The organism is Brevundimonas sp. NPDC058933 (assembly GCF_049315965.1).
In the GTDB taxonomy this organism is placed as follows: Bacteria; Pseudomonadota; Alphaproteobacteria; order Caulobacterales; family Caulobacteraceae; genus Brevundimonas.
Genome location: NZ_JBMOSL010000009.1, coordinates 90,849 through 112,990, shown reverse-complemented (window position 1 = coordinate 112,990; position 22,142 = coordinate 90,849). Strand labels below are relative to the sequence as shown.

Genomic DNA, 22,142 nt, shown 5'->3' with positions numbered 1-22,142 from the left:
GGCGGGGGCGGAGGCGGCGGCGGGGGTGCAGCCGGCTCGGCGCCGAAGGCGTAACGCAGACCCAGGGTCACGGTGTGCGACTGGTCGTAGTCGCCCGACATCTCGCCGAAGGCGTTGGTCGCCGAGCTGGAGAAGGTGTTGAACGAGGCGTCGCCCGTCAGGTAGCGGTAGGTCAGGTCGACGTTGGCGCGGTCGCCCACGGCCCAGGCCAGACCGGCGATCGCCTGAGCGGCGAACTTGGTCGAGCTGTCGTCCGCGGCGAAGGCCACGGCCGGATCCTGACGCAGACGGCCGACGGTGTCGGTGTTCACGTGGTTGGCGCCGACGCCGAGGCCGACGAAGGGACGGATGCCCCAGGCCGAGTAGCCGAAGTCATAGATGACGTTGGCCATCAGGGTGGTCGAGGTGATGTCGCCTTCGGGCGAGTAGCACGGACCGGTGGCGGGCGTGATGTTGCACAGGCCTTGCGGACCCGAGACGGCGCGCACGGTGCCGATGTCGCCCGAGCGGTAGCCGCCTTCCAGTTCAACGCGCCAGTTGGGGTTGAAGCGGTAGCCGAGGCGGGCGAAAGCAGCCCAGCCGTCGTTCACTTCCCAGTTCCAGTTGGAACCGCGAGTGGACGACTCGGTGTTGATGTCGTCGATGATATGGTAGCCGGCGTCGACTGCGCCGTACCAGCCGTCCGGCTCAGCCGACGCAGCGCCGGCGGCAAACAGTCCGGCGGCGGCGACACTGGCGAGAAGTTTGAGCTTCATGGTGTCCTCACACTCAAGTTGATCCGAATGCCCCCGCATAAGGCGGTAGCGCTCAGTGGGCCGAACGACATGCGAACGCTCCGGTTCCGCCATCTTCCGGAAGATTGTGACAGGTGTGGCGCCATTTCAACATAAATGGCCATTCTTTCCCGCCTTCGCCGCTGCTAGGACCATTTTGAAACACAACGGAGGCGCGTGATGTCAATCAGGTTCGACGGTCAGGTGGCGATCGTGACGGGCGCGGGCGGCGGCCTGGGCCGCGCGCATGCGCTGGCCCTTGCGGCGCGCGGCGCAAAAGTGGTGGTCAATGATCTGGGCGCCGCCCGCGACGGCTCGGGCGGTTCCGCCACGGCGGCCGAGGCCGTGGTCGCCGAAATCGTCGCCGCCGGTGGCGAGGCCATGGCGAACGCAGCATCCGTCACGGATGCCGCGGCGGTCACGGCCATGGCGGCCGAGGTGATGGCCCGCTGGGGACGGATCGATATCCTGGTCAACAACGCCGGCATCCTGCGCGACAAGTCCTTCGCCAAGATGGAACTGGCCGACTTCCAGCTGGTGATGGACGTCCATCTGATGGGCGCGGTCCACTGCACCAAGGCGGTGTGGGACATCATGCGGGCCCAGAATTATGGCCGCATCGTCATGACCACCTCGTCATCGGGCCTGTTCGGCAACTTCGGTCAGGCCAACTATGGCGCGGCCAAGATGGCCCTGGTCGGCCTGATGCAGACCCTGGCCATCGAGGGGGCCAAGAACGACATTCGCGTCAACGCCCTGGCGCCGACCGCCCACACCCGCATGACCGAGGATCTCGGCGCCGCCCTGCCGCTGGAGGCCCTGGGGCCGGAACTGGTGACGCCGGGCCTGCTGCACTTGGTCAGCCGCGACGCCCCGACCCGCGCCATCCTGGCCGCCGGCGCCGGCGGCTTCGAACGCGCCTATGTCACCCTGACGCAGGGCGACTTCGCCATCGGCGCCGACGCCCCGGAACAGGTCGCCGCCCGCTTCGACGCCATCTCGGACCGCCAGAACGAGATTGTCCCGGACATGGGCGCCGCCCAGGGCATGATCGAACTGACCAAGGCGAAAGCTGCGCTTTCTTCTTAGAGAGGCCTATCGCGCTTCGCGCTACTTGAGGCCGAAACGCGTTTCTTGATCAGGACACGGCGCCCCGCTGGCCCGTTCACTTCTACGAAGGCGCCTTGCGTTGACCCGACGTGAGGCGCCTATCCTCTCCTTGGTTAGACAGGAAACGCGCTCATGCAGCGAGCGACCGCGTCGCGAGCGATAGCGCCCTCAAAACAAAGAAGGAGCATCGCAGATGCGTGAAGCCGTCATCGTCTCCACCGCCCGCACCCCGATCGGCCGGGCCTATCGGGGGGCCTTCAACGACACCCAGGCGCAGCAGTTGGGCGCCCATGCGGTGAAGCACGCGGTTCAGCGCGCCGGCGTCGATCCGGCCGAGATCGAGGACGTCATCATGGGCGCCGCTCTGCAACAGGGCTCGACGGGCACCAACGTCGCGCGTCAGGTGGCCCTGGCCGCCGGCCTGCCCTCCTCCGTGCCAGGCATGAGCCTGGATCGCCAGTGCGCCTCGGGGCTGATGGGCATAGCCACGGCGGCCAAACAGGTCATCTTCGACCAGCAGAAGATGGCGGTCGGCGGCGGGCTGGAGAGCATCTCCCTGGTCCAGAACCAGCACATGAACCTGTACCGGATGAAGGACGAGGCGCTGCTGAAGCTGTCGCCCCACATCTATATGTCGATGCTGGAGACCGCCGAGGTCGTCAGCCGCCGCTACAACGTCAGCCGCGACGCCCAGGACGAATACGCCCTGCAATCGCAGCAGCGCACGGCTCAGGCCCAGGCGGACGGCCGCTTCGACGCCGAGATCGTGGCCATGACCACCGCCATGCTGGTGACGGACAAGGCCACTGGCGAGACCACCTCAAAGGAAATCACGCTGTCGAAGGACGAGGGCAATCGTCCCGAGACGACGTTGGAAGGCCTGAAGGCCTTGAAGCCCGTCTTCGGCGGCGGCGAGGAAATCCAGCAGGGCGAGTTCATCACCGCCGGCAACGCCTCGCAGCTGTCGGACGGCGCGTCGGCCTGCGTCGTCATGGAGGCGGGCGAGGCGGCGAAACGCAACCTGCAGCCGCTCGGCGCCTATCGCGGCATGGCCGTGGCGGGCTGCGAGCCGGATGAAATGGGCATCGGCCCGGTTTTCGCTGTGCCCAAACTGCTGAAACGTCACGGCCTGACCATGGACGACATCGGCATCTGGGAGCTGAACGAGGCCTTCGCCGTGCAGGTCCTCTATTGCCGAGACAAACTCGGCATCCCCAACGACCGGCTGAACGTCTCGGGCGGCGCCGTCTCCATCGGCCACCCCTACGGCATGTCAGGCGCCCGGATGACCGGCCATGTCCTGATCGAAGGCAAGCGGCGCGGGGCCAGGTACGGCGTCGTCACCATGTGCATCGGCGGCGGCATGGGGGCCGCTGGATTGTTCGAAATCTACTGAGGCCCTTCGCACTCGGCGGCCCGCCGCGTCTCCATTGCTGCAAACCAGCGCTGGCGCAGGACGGCGGGCCGACCGGGGTAGCGGTCGTCCAGAAACTCGGCGTCGACCACCCGGTCGGCGCGGAAGCTGCGGAAGTCCTCGCGCGTCTCGCACCAGGCGATCAGCAGACGCGCCCTCTCATGATAGCCGATCAGGCAGGGCCAGATGACGCGCGTCGTCTCGCGCCCCTGCTCGTCGGCGTAGAAAAGCCGCAGCTTGCGTCCGGCGTGGATCCAGGCCCGCACCCGCGCCAGATCCACAGTCTCCATCTTCTGCTCCCACGGCGGAGGCGTGGCCACTGAAGGCTCCAGCACCACCGACCGCAGACGTTCCGGCACGATGGCGGCGATCTTGGCCGTCAGATCACGCGCCGCCCTCGCCAGGGCCGGATCGCCGCGCGCCGCCACCCACTGAGCCCCCAGCACCGCCGCCTCGATCTCGTCCGACGTCAGCATCAGCGGCGGCAGGTCGAACCCGCCGTCCAGCACATAGCCCAGCCCCGCCTCGCCCCGGATCGGCACCCGCTGACCCAGCAGGGCGGCGATGTCGCGATAGATGGTGCGTTTGGAGGTCTCCAGCTCGGCCGCGATGGCGTCGGCCGTCACCGGACGCGTGGCCCGGCGCAGCACCTGGATGATCTGGAACAGTCGGTCGGCGCGTCTCATGTCCCCACCCTCGCCGAAGACTGCTGACAGCATGGTGGCAGCAGGGTGTCAGTAGTCAAGACAGACGCCGCCGACGCCCCGTCGCGGCGCGATATCTGGGAGGACTATCGATGCTGACCCTGTTCCACGCCCCCTGGTCCCGTTCCTCGCGCCTGGTCTGGCTGATCGAGGAACTGGGGGCCGACTGCCGCATCGAGTATTGCGACATCCGCCGCATGGACGGCACGGGCGCCGCCGATCCGAAGAACCCCCATCCCGACGGCAAGGTCCCGGCCCTGCTGCACGACGGCGCCCTGATCACGGAATCGGCGGCGGTCGCCCTCTACCTGACCGGACTGCACCCCGAGGCGGGTCTCGGGTTCCCGCCGGGCGCGCCTGAACGAGGACCGCTGCTGACGTGGCTGTTCTGGGGAGCGGGCGAGTTCGAGCCCTCGCTGTGGAACAGGGTGACCGGGGCGGTGGACGCCGACGCCTACGCCAAGGCCCGCTACGACGCCGCCGTCACCCGCCTGCTGGAGGCCCTGTGGGAAGGCCCCTGGCTGATGGGCGACCGCTTCACCGTGGCCGACGTCCTGATCGGAAGCACCGTGGCCTGGGCGCGCGAACATTTGCCGGAAAGCCCGGTGCTGGACGCCTATGTCGAGCGGCTGGCGGGCCGCCCCGCCCATGCGCGCGCCCTCGCCCGCGACGGCGCGCCGCCGCAATACGCCGAGGCCAGCTAGGCCGCAGATTCAACCGCGTCGGCGACCATGTCGTCGTCGGCGCGGATCGCGACCTGTTTGAGCGCACCGACATAGCTGTCGCGCCATATCCCCACGTCGGTGTCGCGCACGACCTGCATCAGCGCCTTCCATTTGCGGATGCGCTCCTCCAGCGGCATGGTCAGGGCAGTCTTGATCGCTTCGGACAGTTCCTCGCGGCTGAAGGGGTTGACCAGAAGGGCCTCGCCCATCTGCTCGGCGGCGCCGGCGAAGCGCGACAGGATCAGTACACCGGGATCGTCGGGATTCTGGGCCGCGACATATTCCTTGGCCACCAGGTTCATGCCGTCGCGCAGGGGCGTGACCAGGCCGACCTTGGCCGCACGATAGATGCCCGCCAGCTGGTCCCGCCGGAAGGTGCGGTTGAGATAGCGGATCGGCTGCCAGTCCATATCGGCATAGGCGCCGTTGATCCGCCCGGCCAGGGCGTCCAGTCGTCCACGAATGTCCTGATAGGTGTCGACGTCGTCGCGTGAGATCGGGGTGACCTGGAGCAGGAAGACCTCGCCCCGCTGGGCCGGATTATCCTCGAGAAACTGCTCGAACCCCAGCATCCGCTGCTCCAGGCCCTTGGAGTAGTCGAGCCTATCGACGCCGACGATCATCGAACGAAACGCCGCTGAAGCCGCCATCCGGTCATAGGTCTTGCCGCCCAGACTCGAGTCGCGCGCAGCCAGGAAGCCGTCCACGTCGATACCGATGGGAAAGACCCCGCATTGAACCCGGCGTCCAAAGGCCTCGAGAACGTGATCAGACGACACCCTGCCCCGGACCTCGACCTCGACGTAGCGCTCGAAGAGGCCAAGCCATTCGTCGGTATGGAAGCCGATCAGGTCGAAATAGAACATCGACTCCACCAGCCGTCGATGATGCGGCAGGGTCACCAGCAACTGGCGGGCAGGCCAGGGCGTGTGCAGGAAGAAGCCGATGCGGTTCTTCACCCCCAGCCGGCGCAGGTCCCGCGCCATGGGGATCATGTGATAATCGTGGATCCAGATGATGTCGTCGGGCTGGATCAGCGGCTGCAACACTTCGGCGAAGCGACGATTGGTGCGCTCATAGCCCTCGCCGTAGGACCGCTCGTAGGCGGTCAGGTCGACCCGGTGATGAAACAGGGGCCAAAGGGTCTTGTTGGCGTAGCCGTTGTAATATTCGTCGACGTCCTGCGGCTCCAGATCCACGGTGGCGACGGTGACGCCGGCCCGGTCCTCGATGTTCAGTTCGCCGGTGAACTGCTCGACCGTCTCGCCCGACCAGCCGAACCACAGGCCATCGTATTTGCGCAGCGCCGCCGACAGGGCCATGGCCAACCCGCCTGCCGAACCGGCGGCAGGATCCTTGGGCGCCGAGACGCGATTCGAGACAACGATCAGCCGGCTCATCGCGCGTCCTGCCACGAACGACTGAGCAGGACGGCGCAGTTAATGATCCCGACCAGGGAATAGGTCTGCGGGTAGTTGCCCCACAGCTCGCCGTCCTGAAGCGAGATATCCTCGCTGAGCAGGCCAGCATGGGTCCGACGGCTCAGCATCTCGTCAAAGATGACTCGCGCCTCTTCCGTCCGGCCGTTCAGGTGCAGGGCTTCGATGAACCAGAAGGTGCAGAAGTTGAAGGCCGTCTCAGGCTCTCCAAAGTCGTCGGGATGGATGTAACGGAACAGATAGGGCCCCTTCTTCAGGTCCCGTTCGACCGCCTCGAAGGTCTTGACCTGACGCGGGTCGCGGGCGTCGAGGAAGCCGAGATCGGTCATCTGAAGCAGAGAGGCGTCCAGTTCCGTCCCGCCGAAGCTCGCGGCGAAACGGCCCTCGTCCGGCAGATAGGCCTCGGCCTCGATCCGCGCCCGGATCAGACGAGCCCGCTCGTCCCACAGTTCGCCGCGCTCCGTCAGGCCCAGATGGCGCGCCGCCTTGGCCAGCCGGTCGCAGGCGGCCCAGCACATGACCGAGGAATAGGTGTGGACCCGGGCAATGGTGCGGAACTCCCACAGACCGGCGTCGGTCTGATCGTGCATGGCGAAGGCGCGGTCGCCGACCTTTTCCAGGGCGTGGAAGTCCTCGATGGTGCCGGGCCTCAGCATCCGCTCATCGAAGAAGGCCTGGACCAGCGGCAGCACGATCTGGCCATAGACGTCGTGTTGAAGGTGCTCGTGCGCCTGATTGCCGACGCGCACCGGCTTCATGCCGCGATAGCCCGCGACGCTTTCGACCACGCGCTCGCCGATGTCCGCCTCCAGCCCCACGCCATAGACGGGCTGGACATGGCCGCCCTGGGCGTCGTCCACCAGATTCCGCAGGTAGCCGAGGTAGTTCTCCAAGATGTCCACCGCGCCCAGCCGGTTGAGCGCCCGCACCGTATAATAGGCGTCGCGCACCCAGCAGAAGCGATAGTCCCAGTTGCGCCCGCTTTCCGGGAACTCGGGCACCGAGGTGGTCATGGCGGCCACGATGGCGCCCGTCTCCTCATAGACGCAGAGCTTCAGGGTGATGGCGGCGCGGATCACCGCCTCCTGCCAGTCCAGCGGCACATAGAGGGTGCGGGTCCACAGCTTCCAGTGCTGGATTGTCAGATCCAGAGCGGCCGACACGCCAGCCATGACCGACTGATCATATCCCTCGTCCGGGCCAAGGAAGAAGGCCAGCTCGCCTTCCAGCCGGAAGGTCCGCTCGTTCTGGACATGGGTGACAGGGCAGTTGGTGGTCAGCCGCAGCGTCACGTCGGTGCACAGGTAGCGAATGTGGTTCGAACCCGAAGTCTGTTCCGCCCGACGCGCGCCCCAGTCCGCCGAAGGACGCAGACGCACCGTGATGCGCGGCGCCCCCGACAACGGTCGCACCACGCGCGCAAAGGCGATGGGTCGATAGATGCGCGAGTGCTTCAGGTGCCGGGGTGCGAAATCCAGCACCTCGACCGACGCGCCCTTTTCATCCGTCAGGACGGTCCGCAAGACAGCTGTATTGCGGACATAGGTCTGTTCGACAGACACCTGTCCTTCCAGTTCGATCGACCAGAATCCGTGATCGGGATCGCTCCCGTCCATCAGGGACGAGAAGATCGGATCGCCGTCCACGCGTGGCGCGCAGGCCCAGACAAAGCGACCGCTCCGGTCAATCAGGGCGCTGACCGAACAGTTGCCGATCGGGGCGAGGTCGAGGTTGGGCTGGCTCATGCCGGGCCTCCTTCAATCTGATCCAGCCAGTCGAGAACGGCGGCCACGTCATCCAGTCTATATCGGGCGGCCGTCGTGCGTTCGGGCCCCACCAGGACCCCGAACCCGCCCAGCGCCTCGGCGGCCTCGAAGCCATGCTCGTCGGTCAGATCATCACCGACCATGATCGGCACTGTTCCTGAAAAGGGCGCTTCGGCCATAAATGCGGTCAGGGCGACGCCCTTGTCCGTGCCCGGGGTCTTCAGCTCCAGAACCATGGAGCCGGGCTGCAGGGCGAGGCCGGTTTCCAGCGCCAGGGATGCGGCCAGAGCCAGAGCCTCGTCTGAAACGCTGGGGGCCTGACGATAGTGCAGACCCGCAGACAATTCCTTGTCTTCGACCAGCACGCCCGGTCGCTCGGCGGCGAAGGCGTCGAAGGCGGCGACCACTTTCCTGACCGCCGGATCAGGCGAGCGATTGGCCAGGGAGCCGTCGCCGCGCCGCCTTTGCAGGCCATGCACGCCCGAGGCGGCGCGCGCCGCCCCATCGCTGATCCTGTCGATCTCGCCAAGGGTACGCCCGCTGACGATGGCCACTCGTCCCTGCAGACGCTTTGTCAGTCGGGTCAACACATCGGTACGTCGTGCGTCGGGTCCCACGGCGTCCGGCGTGGGGGCCAAGGGCGCCAGAACGCCGTCCATATCCAGAAACAGGGCGGGATTTTGCAGGGCGACAGGCGGCTCAGGCAGGCGTGAGGCGATAGCCCCGGATGCAGACGGCATAAGGTCCGGACTCGTTTTTCAGCTGATGTCGAGACTGACCGTAACGCATAGAGGCCGGTAAGGTTGTCTCCTCAGGTGACAATTCCGCCGCACCCTGGCCATTGTGCGAACAATCCAGATGGGGCAATTCGCCATACGCCATGAAGAACCGCCTCAGCGGTCCGGCGCTCAGGAGCCCAAGCCATGCCCGATTCGATTCATTCGTCGCCCGAACAGATCGCCGCCATGACTGACCGAGCGCGCGAGGTCGTGCGGTTGAACATAGAGGCGTTGGAAGCGCTGGAGCGCTCCATCGACGTGGCGATCGCGCGCGCCTGCGACATCATCCTGTCGCGCCCCGGCTATCTGGTCGTGACCGGCATGGGCAAGTCCGGCCATATCGGCGGCAAGATCGCCGCTACCCTGGCGTCGACCGGCACCAACTCCTTCTTCGTTCACCCGGCGGAGATGAGCCACGGCGATCTCGGCATGCTGCGTCCGGACACCACCCTGCTGGCCATTTCCAACTCGGGCGAGAGCCGCGAACTGCGCGACCCCCTGCTCTATTGCCAACGCAACGATATCCCGGTGATCGGCATCACCCAACGGGTCGGCAGCTTCCTCGGCCGTCACTCGGCAGTCAGCCTAACCATGCCCAAGGTGGCCGAAGCCTGCCCCAACGGCCTGGCGCCGACCACCTCGACCCTGATGACACTCGCCATCGGCGACGCCCTTGCCATGGTGCTGATGGACCGTCGCGGCTTCACCCGGGAAGATTTCGGCCTTCACCACCCCGGCGGCGCCCTGGGCATGAGTCTCCAAAGCGTGCGCGAATGGATGGGCGACAACGCCGCCACCCCCGCCAGCGTCCCGGTGGACGCCAGCTTCAGCGAGATCGTCTCGGCTATCTCGGCGGGCCGCAAAGGCGCTGTCGCTGTCCTGCACTCCAACGGCGCCCTGGCCGGGATCATCACCGACGGCGACATTCGCCGCGCTTTCTCCAGCGACATCGCCGCCGTTCGCGCTGAGGACATCATGAGCCGAAGCCCGATCACGGTGGATCCAAACGCCCGTATGAGCGACGTGGTCGATTTGCTGAGCAGCAACAAGATCGCCAACCTATTTGTGGTCGAGGATGACCGGCCCACAGCCATCATCCACGTCGCCGAGCTGATGCAGGCCGGCTACGTCTCCTGATGACCCAGGACATACTGTTCGACGCCAGTCGGCTTCTGAGCCGCACTGACCGTAGCGCACCGACCGGCGTTGACCGGGTTTGCCTGGCCTATGCCGAATGGCTGGTGGAGCATCCCGACTACCGAATGGTGCCGGTTCGATCGCGCCACGACCAGCTGGCGGCGGTGGACCCGCGTTGGTTCCGGGACTGTATGGTCGACTTGCGCAGCCGCTGGACCGGCAGTCCTTCCGACCGCGCGCTGAACGCCGACGAACGCCGCCTGTTCGCCGCCCTGGAAGCCGAACAGCCTACCACCTCTGTGATCGGCGACGCCCCCGATCCGCATCAGCCCAAGGCGAAAAACAAGACCCGCGTCTGGAAGCAGTACTTCCGCTCGCGTCGAGTGGCCGCGCCCCCGCCGGCCCAGCTCTATTTCAACGTGGGTCACACCAGTCTGAACACGCCAGAAATCCTGACCAGCCTGGGGGCTCAGGGGATCGATCGCGTGGTCATGCTACACGACCTGATCCCCATCACCCATCCCGAATTCTGTCGCCCGGGCGACGGCGCCAAGCATCGGCGCCGGGTCCTGACGGCGCTGCACCATGCCTCGCGCATCGTCGTCAACTCCCGCTACACCGCCCATGAACTGATGGCGTTCGCCGAGCGGGAACGTCTCGCCGCCCCGCCCATCGACGTCGCTCATCTGGGGCTGGAGCCGATCTTCCTGAAGGGCGAGCCGAGCGCAAAACGACGACCCTATTTCGTCCATGTCGGCACGATCGAGGCGCGCAAGAATCTGGCCTTCCTGCTGACCATCTGGAGGCGTCTGCAGGAGAAGATGGGCGACCAAGCGCCTCGTCTGGTGCTGATCGGGCGCTATGGTTGGGAGAACGAGGCTGTGCTGGATCATCTTCAGCGCTCACCCAATCTCCAGGGCCTGGTGCATCAGGTCGAAAACCTGCCCGACACTGCCCTGGCCGACCTGATGAGCGGGGCGCAGGCGGTTCTGGCCCCGTCCTCCGTGGAGGGCTTCGACCTGCCGGCGGTCGAGGCTTGTGCGCTGGGCGTGCCGTTGATCGCTTCAGACATTCCCGCCCACCGCGAACTGGTGCCTCAGGCGACCCTGATCGATCCTCTGGATGGCTTGGGCTGGCTAGCGGCTCTGGAAGCGGCGACGCGACGACGCCCTGACGCCCCCCCCTACTGCGCCCCAACCTGGAAAAGCCATTTCCAGTCGATCGAGGATCATCTCCTGCCCCCACTGGCGGCGGTGCCCGCACCCGGGTAAGCATTTGGCGATAACTGAAGCAGAGCTGCAATGACCCGTACCGCCGCCAGTCTGATGATCGTCGCTCTCCTTGCCGGCTGTTCGACGCTTCCACGCGACGGGCCGTCCGGCTCGGGCGTGGTGAAAAGCGCCAGCACGCCTCAACGGCAAGGCGATTACGCCATAGTGGACCTCGATTTCGTTCTCAGCGAACGTCTGAAGGCCGCGCCCGCGCGGTCCTTCAGCACCCTGGCCCTGGCGTCCAGCGATTCGCCGACCGACATTATCGGCGTTGGCGACACCCTGGCCGTCTCCATTTTTGAACCCAGCGGCGGCCTGTTCGGTGGGGGCAGCTCGGGAACCAGCCTTCAATCCGGCAACCAGTCGCTCCCCCCCCTTGTGGTGGATCGCAACGGCGCGATCGCCGTGCCCTTCGCAGGTTCGGTCGCCGTCCAGGGGATGACGCCCGGCCAGGCCTCTGCGGCCATTCGGCGCGCTCTGATCGGCAAGGTCGGCAATCCTCAGGTCATCGTCACCCTGGCGGCCAACACGTCCAACGCGGTCACGGTTCTGGGCGAGGTGCGCAATCCCGGCCGCCAGCCGCTCGCCGCCAATAGCGACCGCATCCTGGATGTCATCGCGGCGGCGGGCGGCTCCTCGCGCTCGGTCCATGACGTCACCGTTCGTATTCAACGCGGCGGCCAGACCTATGCGGCGCCGATGTCGATCGTCACGACCGAGTTCAACGAAAACGTGCGGCTGCAGCGCGGCGACCAGGTCAATCTGGTCTACCAGCCGCGTCGGTTCAGTTCATTCGGAGCCTTCAACGCCGTGGCTCGCACGGACCTGCCGCCTGGCCCTCTCACGCTGGCCGAGGCGCTCAGCGGCGTCGGCGGGCTTGATTCCAATCTGGCGGACGCCAAGTCGGTGCTCGTGTTCCGCTTCGAGCGCCCTGAAGTGGCCCAAGCTCTGGGCATCCAGCAGCGCGCCACGCCCCGGGGCGTTCCAGTGGTCTATCGCCTTAATCTCAACGAAGGCGCCGGCTTCTTCATCGCCAGCAACTTCCAGATCGAGCCTGACGATATCATCTACGCGCCACGATCCGGCGCGGCAGAAGCCCGGAAATTCTTCGAGTTCGTGCAAAGCGTGACCCGCGTGATCTACGACGTCTCCGTCACCAGCACGATCAACGTCGACTGATCCATGTTCGGCCGCTTCGGACGCCGTCGCACGGAAGCTCCGGCAGCGGAGCAGACAGGCGACGAACCGCCTGAAGCGGCGACGGCCGACCTGCTGTCTCTGGTTCTCGCTGTCGAGACCTCGGCCCGGCATGTCTACAGCCGCCACGGCCTGCCGCAACGTCGGGGGCATTACCGCCGACCTGCCGAAGGCGGCGCCTGGGAACTGCTAGGCGAAGGCCTTACGCCTGCCGAGAAGTGGGCGCTGATCGCCGACGCTTCAGACAGCGGCCGGTGGCGTTACGCGGCCTATGAAGCCTTGGGCGCCCACTCCGAAATTCCCATCGTGCGTCAGGCCTCAGCCATTCTCGCGGCCTGCCAGGGATTACGCCAGCGCCTGGCCGACCGGGCCGTGATTTCGCCGCAGGATCTGGCCGATTCTCTCCGTCTGGGCGAGGCTTGGCGTCGCTTGGCCGAAGACGTCAGCCATGAGGCGCTGGCGACCGCGCCGCTGCATTTCCTGCCACCGGACGAGGACTGAGGATCAGGCCTGTCCGGTCGCCTGGGCCAGAAGTTCAATCGACCGCACACGCGCCGCGGGATCCCATATCTGGCTGGTGACCATCAGTTCGTCAGCGCCCGTCCGGGCGATGAAGGCATCCATGGTCGCGCGCACCGTCTCGGGCGAACCGACGGCCGAACAGGCGAGGGCGGCGTCGATCATGCCACGCGCGGCGCCGTCCAGACGCTCGTAATAGCCCTCGACCGGGGCGGGCAGCTTGCCGGGCCGTCCAGTCCTGAGGTTGACGAAGGCCTGCTGCACAGAGGTGAACAGCAGGCGCGCGGCCTCGTCCGTTTCGGCGGCGAAGACATTGTACCCCAGCATGGCGTAGGGCTTCTCCAGATGCGCGGACGGGCGGAAGGTCTGGCGATAGACGTCCAGCGCCCGCATCATGTCGCCGGGCGCGAAATGGCTGGCGAAGGCGTAGGGCAGGCCCAGATGGGCCGCCAGTTGCGCGCCATAGGTCGAAGAGCCCAGGATCCAGATCGGCACGTCCTGTCCCTCGCCGGGGTTGGCGATGATGCGCTGATCGGGCGTCGCCGGCGCGAACCACTGCATCAGTTCCATCACGTCCTGCGGGAAGGCGTCGACGTCGCCCTGCAACGTGCGACGCAGCGCCCGCGCTGTGGCCTGATCCGAGCCTGGCGCTCGCCCCAGCCCAAGGTCGATGCGGCCCGAATGCAGGGCGTTCAGCGTGCCGAACTGCTCGGCGATGACCAGGGGGGCGTGATTAGGCAGCATGACGCCGCCGGCGCCGACGCGGATGGACTTGGTGGCCGCCGCCACCGCGCCTATGACGACCGAGGTCGCGGCGCTGGCGATGCCCGGCATGTTGTGGTGCTCGGCCAGCCAGAAGCGCTTGTAGCCAAGGCGCTCGGCGTGGCGGGCCAGGTCGAGGGTGTTGGCCAGCGACTGCGAGACGTCGGAGCCCTCGGGCACCGGGGCGAGGTCGAGAATGGAAAGCGGGATCATGTCTCCGATATGGGGCGGCGTGTCAGCGGCGCCATATCGGATGATGGATTTACGTGAGTTCGACGCCCGTCGTGCGCATGATCTCCGCCCGCAGCTCCGGCATCCCCGTGCCCTTTTCGGACGAAGTGACCAGCACGGCCGGATAGGCGGCGGGGCGCTTGGAAATGGCCTTTAGCGTCGCAGCCTGGACCTTTTCGGCCTCGCCCTTCTTCAGCTTGTCGGCCTTGGTAAGGACGATCTGATAGCTGACGGCGGCCAGATCCAGGGCGTCCAGCGCCTCGTCATCCACCTTTTTCAGGCCGTGACGGGCGTCGATCAGCAGATAGACCCGCTTCAGCGTCACACGACCACGCAGATAGTCACGGCCCAGGTCCTGGAACTTCTTGACCGTGGTCTTGGACGCCTTGGCCCAGCCGTAACCGGGCAGGTCGACCAGCCGCAGCCGGCCGTCCAGATCGAAGAAGTTGACCTCGCGCGTGCGGCCCGGCTCGTTCGAGGCGCGCGCCAGCTTGTGCATGCCGACCAGGGCGTTGATCAGGCTGGACTTGCCGACGTTCGACCGGCCCGCGAACGAGATCTCGGGCAGGTCGGGATCGGGCAACTGCTCGATCTTGGCGCAACCCAGGACGAAGGTGGCCGGACGCGAGAACAGCACACGGGCCGCCTCGATCTCGGTGTCCGAGTATTCCCCGACCTTGGGCTCGTCCGACGGTTGATCCAAGGGGTCAGGCCTTTTTGAAACGCGCGAAGAAGGTGTCGATCGGGTTCTCGGCCTTGAAGCGGTGCATGATGACGTACTGCTGCGCGATCGAGAGGATGTTGTTCCAGGCCCAGTAGATCAGCAGGCCGGCCGCGAACGGCGCCATGATGAAGGTGAAGACGAAGGGCAGGAAGGCGAAGATCTGACGTTGCATCGGATCCTGCGCCGGCGGGTTCATCGACTGCTGCAGCCACATGGTCAGGCCATAGACGATGGGCAGGACGCCCAGATGCAGCGGACCGTTCAGCAGGCTGCCGACCAGAGGCAGGGTCGAGGGATCCCACGGAATGGCCCCGAACAGGTTCCAGATCGTCGACGGGTCGCGCGCCGACAGGTCGCGGATCCAGCCGAAGAAGGGCGCGTGGCGCATTTCGATGGTGACGAACAACACCTTGTACAGGGCGTAGAAGACCGGGATCTGGACCAGGATGGGCAGGCAGCCCGCCAGCGGATTGATCTTCTCCCGCTGATACAGGGCCATCGTCTCCTGCTGCTGCTTCTGCGGGTCGTCCTTAAACTTCTTCTTGAGCTCCTCCATCTTGGGCTGGAGGGTCCGCATCTTGGACAGGCTCTCGTAGGACTTGTTGGCCAGCGGGAACATGACCAGCTTGACCACGACCGTCAGGGCCAGAATCGCCAGACCGAAGTTGCCCAGCACGCCGTAGAAGAACTCCACGATCATGAAGATCGGGCGGGTCAGGAAGAAGAGGTGACCCCAGTCGATGGCGTAGATGAAGCGCGGCAGGTCCAGGCTCTTCTCATAGCCCGCCAGGATCTCGTTGCGCTTGACGCCGGCGAACAGACGCTGGGTCTCTTCGATCTGACGACCCGGCTGGATGGTGCGGGTCGCGCCAAGCACGGACGCTTCATGAACATTCAGGCCCTCGGCGTCGCGGACGGCGAAGCGACCTTCGATCTTTTCCTTCTGGTCCGGAATGAGGGCCGCCATCCAGTACTTGTCGGTGATGCCCAGCCAGCCGCCGGTCGACTGGTTCTCGATACGGGGCTTCTTGGCCCAGTCCTTGTACTTGACCTGCTCGGTGGCGAACTTGCCCTCTGAACCAAAGGTGCCGATCGCGCCTTCGTGCAGGATCATCTGCTTGCCCAGATCGGCCGGCACGCCCTGGCGCTCGACGCGGCCATAGGGGGCGATGGTGATCGGCTGGCCGCTCAGGTTGGCGACCGTGTCGGTGACGGTGAAGACATACTGGGCGTCGATGGCGATGACGCGGGTGAAGCGCAGGCCGTTTCCGTTGTCCCAGGTCAGCTCGACCGGGGTAGTCGGGGTCAGGGTCGCGCCCTTGGTCAGGCTCCAGACCGTGTTCGGGCCCGGGACGCCGCCGGCGACGTTGGGGCCGCTCCAGCCGAACTGGGCGAAGTAGGCATGCTCCATGCCCTGCGGGCGGAACAGCTCGACCGGCGGCGAATTCTTGGCCAGCGTCTCTTTGTAGTTGGTCAGATAGAGGTCATCGATCCGTGCGCCCTGAAGCGACAAGGACCCCTTCAGAGTGCTGGTCTGGATCGGGACGCGAGCGGCCGTGCCGAGGGCCTGGACGCGGTCAGCGACAAAGGCGGCGTGCGCCGCGGAGCCCGAGGTCAGGCCGCCGTCGAGCGTAGTGGCCGCCTTTTCCTCGGCGGCGGCGACCTGCTGCTGGCGGCGCATCTCGGCCTGCGGGCGCATCACCATGAAATAGTACACGCCCATGATCAGGGCCGCGCACACGAAGAAGATGATGGTGTTGCGCGAATTCTCGTTCTGCATCGGGGTCAGCGGTCCTGGCCGGAGGGGCGCGAATCGTCAGAGGCGCGGGCGGGCGATTTCGCCGCATCTCCCACATCGGGAGCCGCACGCGGGGTTGCGAGCCTTGTAAGGGCCGATTTCACATCGTCAAGCAAGCGGTCCCAATCGCGGTCCGCCGTGCCCATGCGAGCGATGAACACATAGTCGCAGCCGGGACGCCCGTGCAGGGGCGCCAACAGCCGCGCAGCCTCGCGCAGGCGGCGTTTGCAGCGGTTGCGCACCACGGCTCCGCCCACCTTGCGGGTGGCGGTGAAACCCAGACGGATCGCGGTCTGTCCGTCCTGACGATCCAGTTGCTGGACCACCACGGCGCCGCGGGCCTGAGAAACACCTTTGGCGGCCGCCAGAAACTGGGGCCGCCGTGTCAGGCGATCGATTTTCATCGGATCGGTCATGCGCCCGCCCTCAAGGGTAATGGGCGCGTGACGTCAGGCCGTCAGGCGCTTACGGCCTTTGGCGCGGCGGCGCGCAACAATCTTTTGACCGTTCTTGGTGGCCATCCGCGAACGGAAGCCGTGACGGCGCTTGCGCACGAGTCGCGACGGCTGATAGGTCCGCTTCACGTTCGGCTCCAGGGCTACAGGGTTTCACAACGGACAACAGTCATCCGCTGCAGGAGGCGGGCGTATAAGCGGCGACGACGGATGAGTCAACGCCGGCGCGCGACGGGGAACCTCGCAACGGGCCTGAAACCTCTAGGGAAGCTGGGCCGCGTCGGTTACGGAGCAGGGATGAACCGGGTCAAACGATTTCTGCCCCTCGCCATCCTTCTGGCGGCGATCGCGCTGATCTTCGGCATGGGGTGGAACCGCTACCTGTCGCTGGACACCCTGCGCGAGCATGGCGCCGCGTTTCAGGCCCTGGCCGACGAGCACTATGTCCTTACGCTGCTGGCGTTGATGCTGGTCTTCGCCCTGCTGACGGCCAGTGTCGTGCCCGGCGTTGTCTTCATCACCGTGACCGCGGGATATCTGTTCGGTCCCTGGGTCGGAGGGGTCGGGACCGCCTTCGCCGCCACCATCGGCGCCCTGGCCGTCTATTATGTGGGCCGCACGGCCTTGGGCGAATCCCTGCGGCGTCGCGCGGCCCAGGATACGGGCCTGCTGAAGAAGGTCTGCGAGGGCGTGGACAAGAACACCTTCTGGTATGTGCTGGTGGCGCGCCTCATCGTGTCAGTGCCCTTCCACCTGATCAATGTGGCGGCGGGCGTCATGGCGGCCCCTCTGCGCCCCTACATGATCGCCACCTTCATCGGCCTGCTGCCCGCCCACATCATCTATTGCTGGATCGGCGCCGGGCTGAACGACATTCTGGTGGATGATCCCGATCCGAACCTGCAAAGTCTGTTCGCCGAGTTCATGTGGCCGCTGCTCGGCGTGGCCTTCCTGTCGATGCTTCTGCCCCTCGCGCTCAAATTAGTGCAGAAATGGCGCGCTCGGCACGGCATGGACGCCGCATGACGGAACGGAACGCAATCGAGACTCGACTGCCCACGCGCCCCCGCGACGAGACGGGCCGGATCGCGCGCCTGAAGGCCGTGCGACTTCCCGATGTCTGGCGCGAGCGGTTGACGCCTCGCGCCCCGGACGGCCTGTCCAGCCGCCTCCTGCTCCTGACGGTGGCCTTCACCCTGGCCGTCGCCGCCCTGATCATCGTACCCAGCGCCGCCTCCTTTCAGGAGCGATGGCTGATGGACCGGCTACAGGGCGCCGAGCTGGCCTCGGTCGGGGTGGAAGCCCTGCCCTATTCCGCCGTCGAGGACTCCACGGCAGAGCAGTTGCTGAGCATCGGCGGGGTGCAGTCCGTGGTCGTCGGCGAACAGGGGGTTCGGCGCCTGCTGCTGCAAGCCCCCAACCTGCCGCGCGCGCCCGAACTGATCGACCTGCGCCAGCGCAACGTCGGCGCCCGGCTTCTGGACCCATGGAAGACCCTGCTCGGCCACCCCGACCGCTCGATCCGGGTTCAGGCCAAGCCGCGCTATCGCTCGGGCGACTTCATCGAAATTCTGGCGCCGGCCCAGCCGTTGAAGACCGAGCTGAAAAGCTTTCTGCTGAACAGCCTGACCATGTCCCTGCTGATTGCCGTGGTCGCCGGCGCCCTGCTCTACGCCTCCCTGTCCTTCCTGGTGCTGGCGCCGTTGCGACGGGTGACACGGGCCATCGAAAGGTTCGCCGCCGATCCTGAAAGCGCGGGCGAGACGCCCTCGGACCGCCACGACGAGATTGGCCGGGTCGAGCGCGAACTGGCGCGGATGCAGGAAGAAGTGCGCCAGTCGCTACGCTCGCGCGCCCGCCTGGTGGCCCTGGGCGAGGCGGTGGCCAAGATCAATCACGACCTGCGCAACATGCTCACCTCGGCCCAGATGGCGTCCGAGCGCCTGTCCAGCTCGTCTGACCCCCTCGTGGCCAAGGCCCTGCCCCGGCTGGAGCGCGCCCTGGGCCGCGCCGCCGCCCTGGCCCGCAACGTGCTGGAATACGGCAAGTCCGAAGAGGCCGCGCCGCAACGGCAGAAGATGCTGCTGGCCCGGGTCGTGGCCGTCGCCGCCGAGGACGCGGGACTGGAGGAGGACGGCGTGCGTCTGGTCCGCGCCCTGCCCGGCCGTTTCACCGTCAACGCCGACAGCGACCAGCTGCATCGCATTCTGGTGAACCTGATGCGCAACGCTCGTCAGGCCATAGAGAGCGATCCCGCCCGCGAGAAGAAAGGCCGGATCCGCGTCTGGGCCGAGGCCAGCGACGGCGTCGTCGCCATCCAGATCACCGATGACGGCCCGGGCATCCCTGACCGTCTGGCCGGACGCCTGTTCGAGCCCTTCGTGAGCGGCAGAGCCTCGGAAGGCACCGGCCTCGGCCTGACCATCTCCCGCGAGCTGGCGGCCAACCACGGCGGCGAACTGCGACTGTTGGGCACAGGCCCGGAAGGCACGACCTTTGAACTGCGCCTGCCCGCCTGAAGCGCGCCGCAGCCATCTATCCCCTTCGGACGTTGTTCCAGCTACGGTTGGAAAAAGCCAAGCTTCGATCCGGCCTCCCTCGCCCCGCAAGGACACGCTCCATGACCCACGCCTTTCGCCCCTGTGGCGCCGCCCTTCTCATCGCATCCCTCAGCGTCCTCCTGGCAGCCCCGGCGCAGTCACGGAGCCCTTTGCCTGCCCAGACGGCTCCGGCGGCGGTGAGCGATCCGGTGGCCGATCTTCTGCGCAGTCAGGGCGAGCGCTATCACCGCGCGCCGGATTCGGCCCAGGACCCCGACGAATTGCGTCGCACCCAGGCCCTGAACGCCGAGATCACGGCCCAGAACGATCTGGCCGAGAACGAGGACCGCGCCAACGCCGCCGCCCAGACCGAAGCCCAGCGCCGCTATCAATCCGCGCTGGAAGCGGCGGATGCCGACCGCCAGCGCTATGAAGCCGATCTGCGAACAGCCGCCGAGGCCAAGGCCGTCCACGACCGCCAGATGGCCGATTGGCAAGCGACTGTGGCCGCTTGCGAACGCGGCGACCGGGCGCGATGCAAGGCCGGGCGTCAGGCGCCCGCGCCCAACAACAACTAGAGCAGAACCTCCGCCCGACGCCGGGCGCTGAGCAGGCCCGCCTCCAGCACCTCCATCACGGCCACGGCTTCGTGCGCCGGGACGGGATTGGGTGCGCCGTCGCGAAGGGCGCGGGCGACGGCGGAGTAGTAGGCGGGATAGTCGCCGGGCGGTCCCGCCACGGCCTCTCGCGCGCCGGTCGCGCCGTCCACCAGGACGCCGGGACGGGAATCAACGCCCCAGCCCGCGACGCCGGGCGTCAGGCCCGATTTCAACTGGTCTTCCTGAACGTCCAGTCCATCCTTCAGCCAACTGGCGCGCAGGCCGTGGACAGCGAAGCGGGCGTCGGCGGCGGGCGTGACCATGTCAGCGTGCAGGATGACCCGCTTGTCGGCGTAGCGCAGCACGGCGTGAGCGTAGTCGGTCGCGCGACCGCCGGGCCGAAGGACGGCCAGATCGCAGGTGACGCCCAGCGGACGGCCGAACAGACACAGCGCCTGATCGATCAGGTGCGGACCCAGATCGTACCAGACCCCCGCCCCCGCCCCGTCGCCCTCGCGCCAGCGGTCGCGCACCTCGGGCCGCCATCGGTTGAAGCTGCTTTCGAGCCGGACCACCGGCCCCAACCGGTCCTCGGCGATCACCCGCCGCAAGGTCAGGAAATCGGCGTCCCAGCGGCGATTGTGGAAGACGGACAGCAGCAGGCCGCGCTCGTCGGCCAGAGCCGTCAGCCGGCGCGCCTCGGCGGCGGTCAGGGTGAAGGGCTTGTCGACCACCACCGCCTTGCCGGCGGCCAACGCCGCCTCGGCCTGGGCCGCGTGCAGGTCGTTGGGGGTGGCCAGGACGATCAGGTCGATGGCGGGATCGGCCACGGCCTCGGCGAACGTGCTCAGCACACGCGCGTCCGGCCAGAGCGCGGACACCGCCTCGGCCTGACGGCTGACCACCGCCTGCAGACGCAGGTCCGGACAGGCGGCGATCAGGGGGGCGTGAAAGGTCCGCCCGGCATAGCCGAAACCGACCAGCGCCGCGCGAACCGGAGATGTCACCGGGCTCAGCCCTCGGTCGTCTCGCGGCGTTTCATCATGGCGTCGAAGCTGTCCCAGACGCCGTCGGCGCCGTGCCAGGCGCCTTGCGTCGCCGCCTTGGAGTATTCGGTGGCGCGGGCCTCGAAGAAGTTGGCGTGCTCGACGCCCGACAGCAGCGACTGCAGCCAGGGCAGCGGGTTTTCCGTCACGCCGTAAACCTCGGGCAACTTCAGCTGACGCAGGCGCCAGTCGGCGATGAAGCGGATGTACTGCTTGATGTCGTCCGGCGTCATGCCGTGGACCGGGCCCATTTCGAAGGCCAGGTCGATAAACTTGTCCTCCATGTCGACCACGGTCTTGCAGCAGTCGACGATGTCGTCGGCCACGGCCTTGGTGACGGCGCCCGTCTCCTTGTTGAAGGCGTGGTAGAGCTTGATGATGCCTTCGCAGTGCAGGCTCTCGTCGCGCACCGACCAGCTGACGATCTGGCCCATGCCCTTCATCTTGGACTGGCGCGGGAAGTTCATCAGCATGGCGAAACTGGCGAACAGTTGCAGGCCCTCCGAGAAGCCGCCGAACATGGCCAGGGTGCGACAGATGTCAGCGTCGGTATCGACCCCGAACTGGCCCATGAAGTCATGCTTGTCGCGCATGGCCTCGTATTCCATGAAGGCGCCGAACTCGCTCTCGGGCATGCCGATGGTCTCGAGCAGCAGGGCGTAGGCCGCGATATGGATCGTCTCCATATTGGCGAACGACGCCAGCATCATCTTCACTTCGGTCGGTTTGAACACCCGGCCGTAGCGCTCCATGTAGTTGTCCTGCACCTCGATGTCGGCCTGGGTGAAGAAGCGGAAGATCTGCGTCAGCAGATTGCGCTCGCTGTCGGTCAGGTTGGCGGCCCAGTCCTTGACGTCCTCGCCCAGCGGCACCTCTTCGGGCATCCAGTGGACCTGCTGCTGGGTCTTCCACATGTCGAAGGCCCAGGGATAGCGGAAGGGCTTGTAGGCCGCCGAGGGCGTCAGCAGTCCGGCCGTTCCGGGGCGGATGATCGAGGAGTGGGCGTTCATCAAAATGACCTGAAGCGAATCCGGGAGAAGCGAGTTTCACCATGCGTCCGACGCGGCCCGGCGCCAAGTCGAAACACGTCTATTTTGCGATCACATTTGCTACGACCGCTAGATGTGGTGGTCAGAGACGAATCAGATGGGGA

General features: G+C 66.5%; 22 protein-coding genes. 10 read left to right on the top strand and 12 right to left on the bottom strand.

The window, feature by feature from the left end; translation table 11 throughout:
- A partial coding sequence (locus tag ACOZBP_RS14080; RefSeq protein ID WP_422676942.1) for an outer membrane protein occupies positions 1-755 on the bottom strand: 755 nt, incomplete at its 3' end.
- Positions 756-953: 198 nt separating this feature from the next.
- Here ACOZBP_RS14080 and ACOZBP_RS14075 point away from each other — a divergent pair.
- A complete protein-coding gene (locus ACOZBP_RS14075; RefSeq protein WP_422676941.1) occupies positions 954-1,862 on the top strand; it encodes an SDR family NAD(P)-dependent oxidoreductase in 909 nt (302 codons plus the stop codon).
- Between the two features lie 214 nt (positions 1,863-2,076).
- Positions 2,077-3,279 (top strand): acetyl-CoA C-acyltransferase, encoded by a 1,203-nt coding sequence (locus ACOZBP_RS14070; protein WP_422676940.1) that lies wholly within the window; start codon positions 2,077-2,079, stop codon positions 3,277-3,279.
- On the opposite strand, the gene ACOZBP_RS14065 is transcribed toward ACOZBP_RS14070, so the two are convergent.
- Positions 3,273-3,983 (bottom strand): helix-turn-helix transcriptional regulator, encoded by a 711-nt coding sequence (locus ACOZBP_RS14065; RefSeq protein ID WP_422676939.1) that lies wholly within the window; start codon positions 3,981-3,983, stop codon positions 3,273-3,275. The two genes, ACOZBP_RS14070 and ACOZBP_RS14065, sit on opposite strands and share 7 nt — an antisense overlap.
- 110 nt (positions 3,984-4,093) lie before the next feature.
- On the opposite strand from ACOZBP_RS14065, the gene ACOZBP_RS14060 reads away from it, so the two are divergent.
- Positions 4,094-4,705 carry a glutathione S-transferase family protein gene (locus ACOZBP_RS14060; RefSeq protein WP_422676938.1) on the top strand — a complete coding sequence of 204 codons (612 nt, stop codon included), beginning with the start codon at positions 4,094-4,096 and terminating at the stop codon, positions 4,703-4,705.
- Here the strand turns inward: ACOZBP_RS14060 and ACOZBP_RS14055 are convergent.
- From ACOZBP_RS14055 to otsB, 3 genes are read right to left on the bottom strand one after another with little or no spacing between them, the layout of a single operon-like run.
- Positions 4,702-6,126 carry an alpha,alpha-trehalose-phosphate synthase (UDP-forming) gene (locus ACOZBP_RS14055; protein ID WP_422676937.1) on the bottom strand — a complete coding sequence of 475 codons (1,425 nt, stop codon included), beginning with the start codon at positions 6,124-6,126 and terminating at the stop codon, positions 4,702-4,704. The two genes, ACOZBP_RS14060 and ACOZBP_RS14055, sit on opposite strands and share 4 nt — an antisense overlap.
- Positions 6,123-7,910: a glycoside hydrolase family 15 protein gene (locus ACOZBP_RS14050; protein WP_422676936.1), complete on the bottom strand. Its 1,788-nt coding sequence runs from the start codon at positions 7,908-7,910 to the stop codon at positions 6,123-6,125. The genes ACOZBP_RS14055 and ACOZBP_RS14050 overlap by 4 nt, the downstream gene beginning before the upstream one ends.
- Positions 7,907-8,671 (bottom strand): trehalose-phosphatase, encoded by a 765-nt coding sequence (gene otsB, locus ACOZBP_RS14045; RefSeq protein WP_422676935.1) that lies wholly within the window; start codon positions 8,669-8,671, stop codon positions 7,907-7,909. Before otsB ends, ACOZBP_RS14050 begins: the two co-directional genes overlap by 4 nt.
- A gap of 183 nt (positions 8,672-8,854) precedes the next feature.
- Here otsB and ACOZBP_RS14040 point away from each other — a divergent pair, with 183 nt between their 5' ends.
- The 4 genes from ACOZBP_RS14040 to ACOZBP_RS14025 are packed head-to-tail and all read left to right on the top strand — an operon-like array spanning position 8,855 to position 12,816.
- Positions 8,855-9,847: a KpsF/GutQ family sugar-phosphate isomerase gene (locus ACOZBP_RS14040; RefSeq protein ID WP_422676934.1), complete on the top strand. Its 993-nt coding sequence runs from the start codon at positions 8,855-8,857 to the stop codon at positions 9,845-9,847.
- On the top strand, positions 9,847-11,118 hold the full coding sequence (locus ACOZBP_RS14035; protein ID WP_422676933.1) for a glycosyltransferase family 4 protein: 1,272 nt from the start codon (positions 9,847-9,849) through the stop codon (positions 11,116-11,118). Before ACOZBP_RS14040 ends, ACOZBP_RS14035 begins: the two co-directional genes overlap by 1 nt.
- Before the next feature lie 30 nt (positions 11,119-11,148).
- On the top strand, positions 11,149-12,297 hold the full coding sequence (locus tag ACOZBP_RS14030; RefSeq protein ID WP_422676932.1) for a polysaccharide biosynthesis/export family protein: 1,149 nt from the start codon (positions 11,149-11,151) through the stop codon (positions 12,295-12,297).
- Positions 12,298-12,300: 3 nt separating this feature from the next.
- The gene (locus ACOZBP_RS14025; RefSeq protein ID WP_422676931.1) at positions 12,301-12,816 is read left to right on the top strand and encodes a hypothetical protein; all 516 of its coding nucleotides are present in this window, start codon (positions 12,301-12,303) and stop codon (positions 12,814-12,816) included.
- Positions 12,817-12,819: 3 nt separating this feature from the next.
- On the opposite strand, the gene ACOZBP_RS14020 is transcribed toward ACOZBP_RS14025, so the two are convergent.
- Genes ACOZBP_RS14020 through rpmH form a run of 5 tightly spaced genes read right to left on the bottom strand, consistent with a single transcriptional unit; the run spans position 12,820 to position 16,933 of the window.
- Complete coding sequence (locus ACOZBP_RS14020) at positions 12,820-13,809, bottom strand: LLM class flavin-dependent oxidoreductase (protein ID WP_422676930.1); 990 nt, start codon at positions 13,807-13,809, stop codon at positions 12,820-12,822.
- Positions 13,810-13,858: 49 nt separating this feature from the next.
- Positions 13,859-14,530 carry a ribosome biogenesis GTP-binding protein YihA/YsxC gene (gene yihA / locus ACOZBP_RS14015; RefSeq protein WP_422676929.1) on the bottom strand — a complete coding sequence of 224 codons (672 nt, stop codon included), beginning with the start codon at positions 14,528-14,530 and terminating at the stop codon, positions 13,859-13,861.
- A 4-nt stretch (positions 14,531-14,534) separates the two neighbouring features.
- Positions 14,535-16,331 carry a membrane protein insertase YidC gene (gene yidC, locus ACOZBP_RS14010; protein ID WP_422676928.1) on the bottom strand — a complete coding sequence of 599 codons (1,797 nt, stop codon included), beginning with the start codon at positions 16,329-16,331 and terminating at the stop codon, positions 14,535-14,537.
- 5 nt (positions 16,332-16,336) lie between these two features.
- Positions 16,337-16,765, bottom strand: coding sequence for a ribonuclease P protein component (gene rnpA, locus ACOZBP_RS14005; protein WP_422676927.1), 429 nt, complete (start codon positions 16,763-16,765; stop codon positions 16,337-16,339).
- A gap of 33 nt (positions 16,766-16,798) precedes the next feature.
- On the bottom strand, positions 16,799-16,933 hold the full coding sequence (gene rpmH / locus ACOZBP_RS14000; RefSeq protein WP_003164000.1) for a 50S ribosomal protein L34: 135 nt from the start codon (positions 16,931-16,933) through the stop codon (positions 16,799-16,801).
- A 168-nt stretch (positions 16,934-17,101) separates the two neighbouring features.
- Between rpmH and ACOZBP_RS13995 the strand changes: the two genes are divergently transcribed.
- The 3 genes from ACOZBP_RS13995 to ACOZBP_RS13985 all read left to right on the top strand — a co-directional run bounded on the left by ACOZBP_RS13995 (position 17,102) and on the right by ACOZBP_RS13985 (position 19,922).
- Entirely contained in the window at positions 17,102-17,830 is a 729-nt protein-coding gene (locus ACOZBP_RS13995; protein WP_422676926.1) for a TVP38/TMEM64 family protein, read from the top strand.
- Positions 17,827-19,323, top strand: a complete 1,497-nt coding sequence (locus tag ACOZBP_RS13990) for a sensor histidine kinase (RefSeq protein WP_422676925.1) — start codon at positions 17,827-17,829, stop codon at positions 19,321-19,323. Before ACOZBP_RS13995 ends, ACOZBP_RS13990 begins: the two co-directional genes overlap by 4 nt.
- Before the next feature lie 230 nt (positions 19,324-19,553).
- Positions 19,554-19,922, top strand: a complete 369-nt coding sequence (locus ACOZBP_RS13985; RefSeq protein ID WP_422676924.1) for a cell wall hydrolase — start codon at positions 19,554-19,556, stop codon at positions 19,920-19,922.
- Here the strand turns inward: ACOZBP_RS13985 and ACOZBP_RS13980 are convergent.
- Both ACOZBP_RS13980 and ACOZBP_RS13975 read right to left on the bottom strand, forming a co-directional pair.
- Positions 19,919-20,950: an oxidoreductase gene (locus tag ACOZBP_RS13980; protein ID WP_422676923.1), complete on the bottom strand. Its 1,032-nt coding sequence runs from the start codon at positions 20,948-20,950 to the stop codon at positions 19,919-19,921. The genes ACOZBP_RS13985 and ACOZBP_RS13980 overlap by 4 nt on opposite strands.
- A gap of 5 nt (positions 20,951-20,955) precedes the next feature.
- Complete coding sequence (locus ACOZBP_RS13975; RefSeq protein ID WP_422676922.1) at positions 20,956-21,999, bottom strand: ribonucleotide-diphosphate reductase subunit beta; 1,044 nt, start codon at positions 21,997-21,999, stop codon at positions 20,956-20,958.
- Between the last annotated feature and the right edge of the window lie 143 nt (positions 22,000-22,142).

Bases quoted from the DNA above. Each gene is read 5' to 3' on its own strand.
- ACOZBP_RS14075 (WP_422676941.1), top strand. From the start codon at position 954: ATGTCAATCAGGTTCGACGGTCAGGTGGCGATCGTGACGGGCGCGGGC.
- ACOZBP_RS14070 (WP_422676940.1), top strand. From the start codon at position 2,077: ATGCGTGAAGCCGTCATCGTCTCCACCGCCCGCACCCCGATCGGCCGG.
- ACOZBP_RS14065 (WP_422676939.1), bottom strand. From the start codon at position 3,983: ATGAGACGCGCCGACCGACTGTTCCAGATCATCCAGGTGCTGCGCCGG.
- ACOZBP_RS14060 (WP_422676938.1), top strand. From the start codon at position 4,094: ATGCTGACCCTGTTCCACGCCCCCTGGTCCCGTTCCTCGCGCCTGGTC.
- ACOZBP_RS14055 (WP_422676937.1), bottom strand. From the start codon at position 6,126: ATGAGCCGGCTGATCGTTGTCTCGAATCGCGTCTCGGCGCCCAAGGAT.
- ACOZBP_RS14050 (WP_422676936.1), bottom strand. From the start codon at position 7,910: ATGAGCCAGCCCAACCTCGACCTCGCCCCGATCGGCAACTGTTCGGTC.
- otsB (WP_422676935.1), bottom strand. From the start codon at position 8,671: ATGCCGTCTGCATCCGGGGCTATCGCCTCACGCCTGCCTGAGCCGCCT.
- ACOZBP_RS14040 (WP_422676934.1), top strand. From the start codon at position 8,855: ATGCCCGATTCGATTCATTCGTCGCCCGAACAGATCGCCGCCATGACT.
- ACOZBP_RS14035 (WP_422676933.1), top strand. From the start codon at position 9,847: ATGACCCAGGACATACTGTTCGACGCCAGTCGGCTTCTGAGCCGCACT.
- ACOZBP_RS14030 (WP_422676932.1), top strand. From the start codon at position 11,149: ATGACCCGTACCGCCGCCAGTCTGATGATCGTCGCTCTCCTTGCCGGC.
- ACOZBP_RS14025 (WP_422676931.1), top strand. From the start codon at position 12,301: ATGTTCGGCCGCTTCGGACGCCGTCGCACGGAAGCTCCGGCAGCGGAG.
- ACOZBP_RS14020 (WP_422676930.1), bottom strand. From the start codon at position 13,809: ATGATCCCGCTTTCCATTCTCGACCTCGCCCCGGTGCCCGAGGGCTCC.
- yidC (WP_422676928.1), bottom strand. From the start codon at position 16,331: ATGCAGAACGAGAATTCGCGCAACACCATCATCTTCTTCGTGTGCGCG.
- rnpA (WP_422676927.1), bottom strand. From the start codon at position 16,765: ATGACCGATCCGATGAAAATCGATCGCCTGACACGGCGGCCCCAGTTT.
- ACOZBP_RS13995 (WP_422676926.1), top strand. From the start codon at position 17,102: ATGAACCGGGTCAAACGATTTCTGCCCCTCGCCATCCTTCTGGCGGCG.
- ACOZBP_RS13990 (WP_422676925.1), top strand. From the start codon at position 17,827: ATGACGGAACGGAACGCAATCGAGACTCGACTGCCCACGCGCCCCCGC.
- ACOZBP_RS13975 (WP_422676922.1), bottom strand. From the start codon at position 21,999: ATGAACGCCCACTCCTCGATCATCCGCCCCGGAACGGCCGGACTGCTG.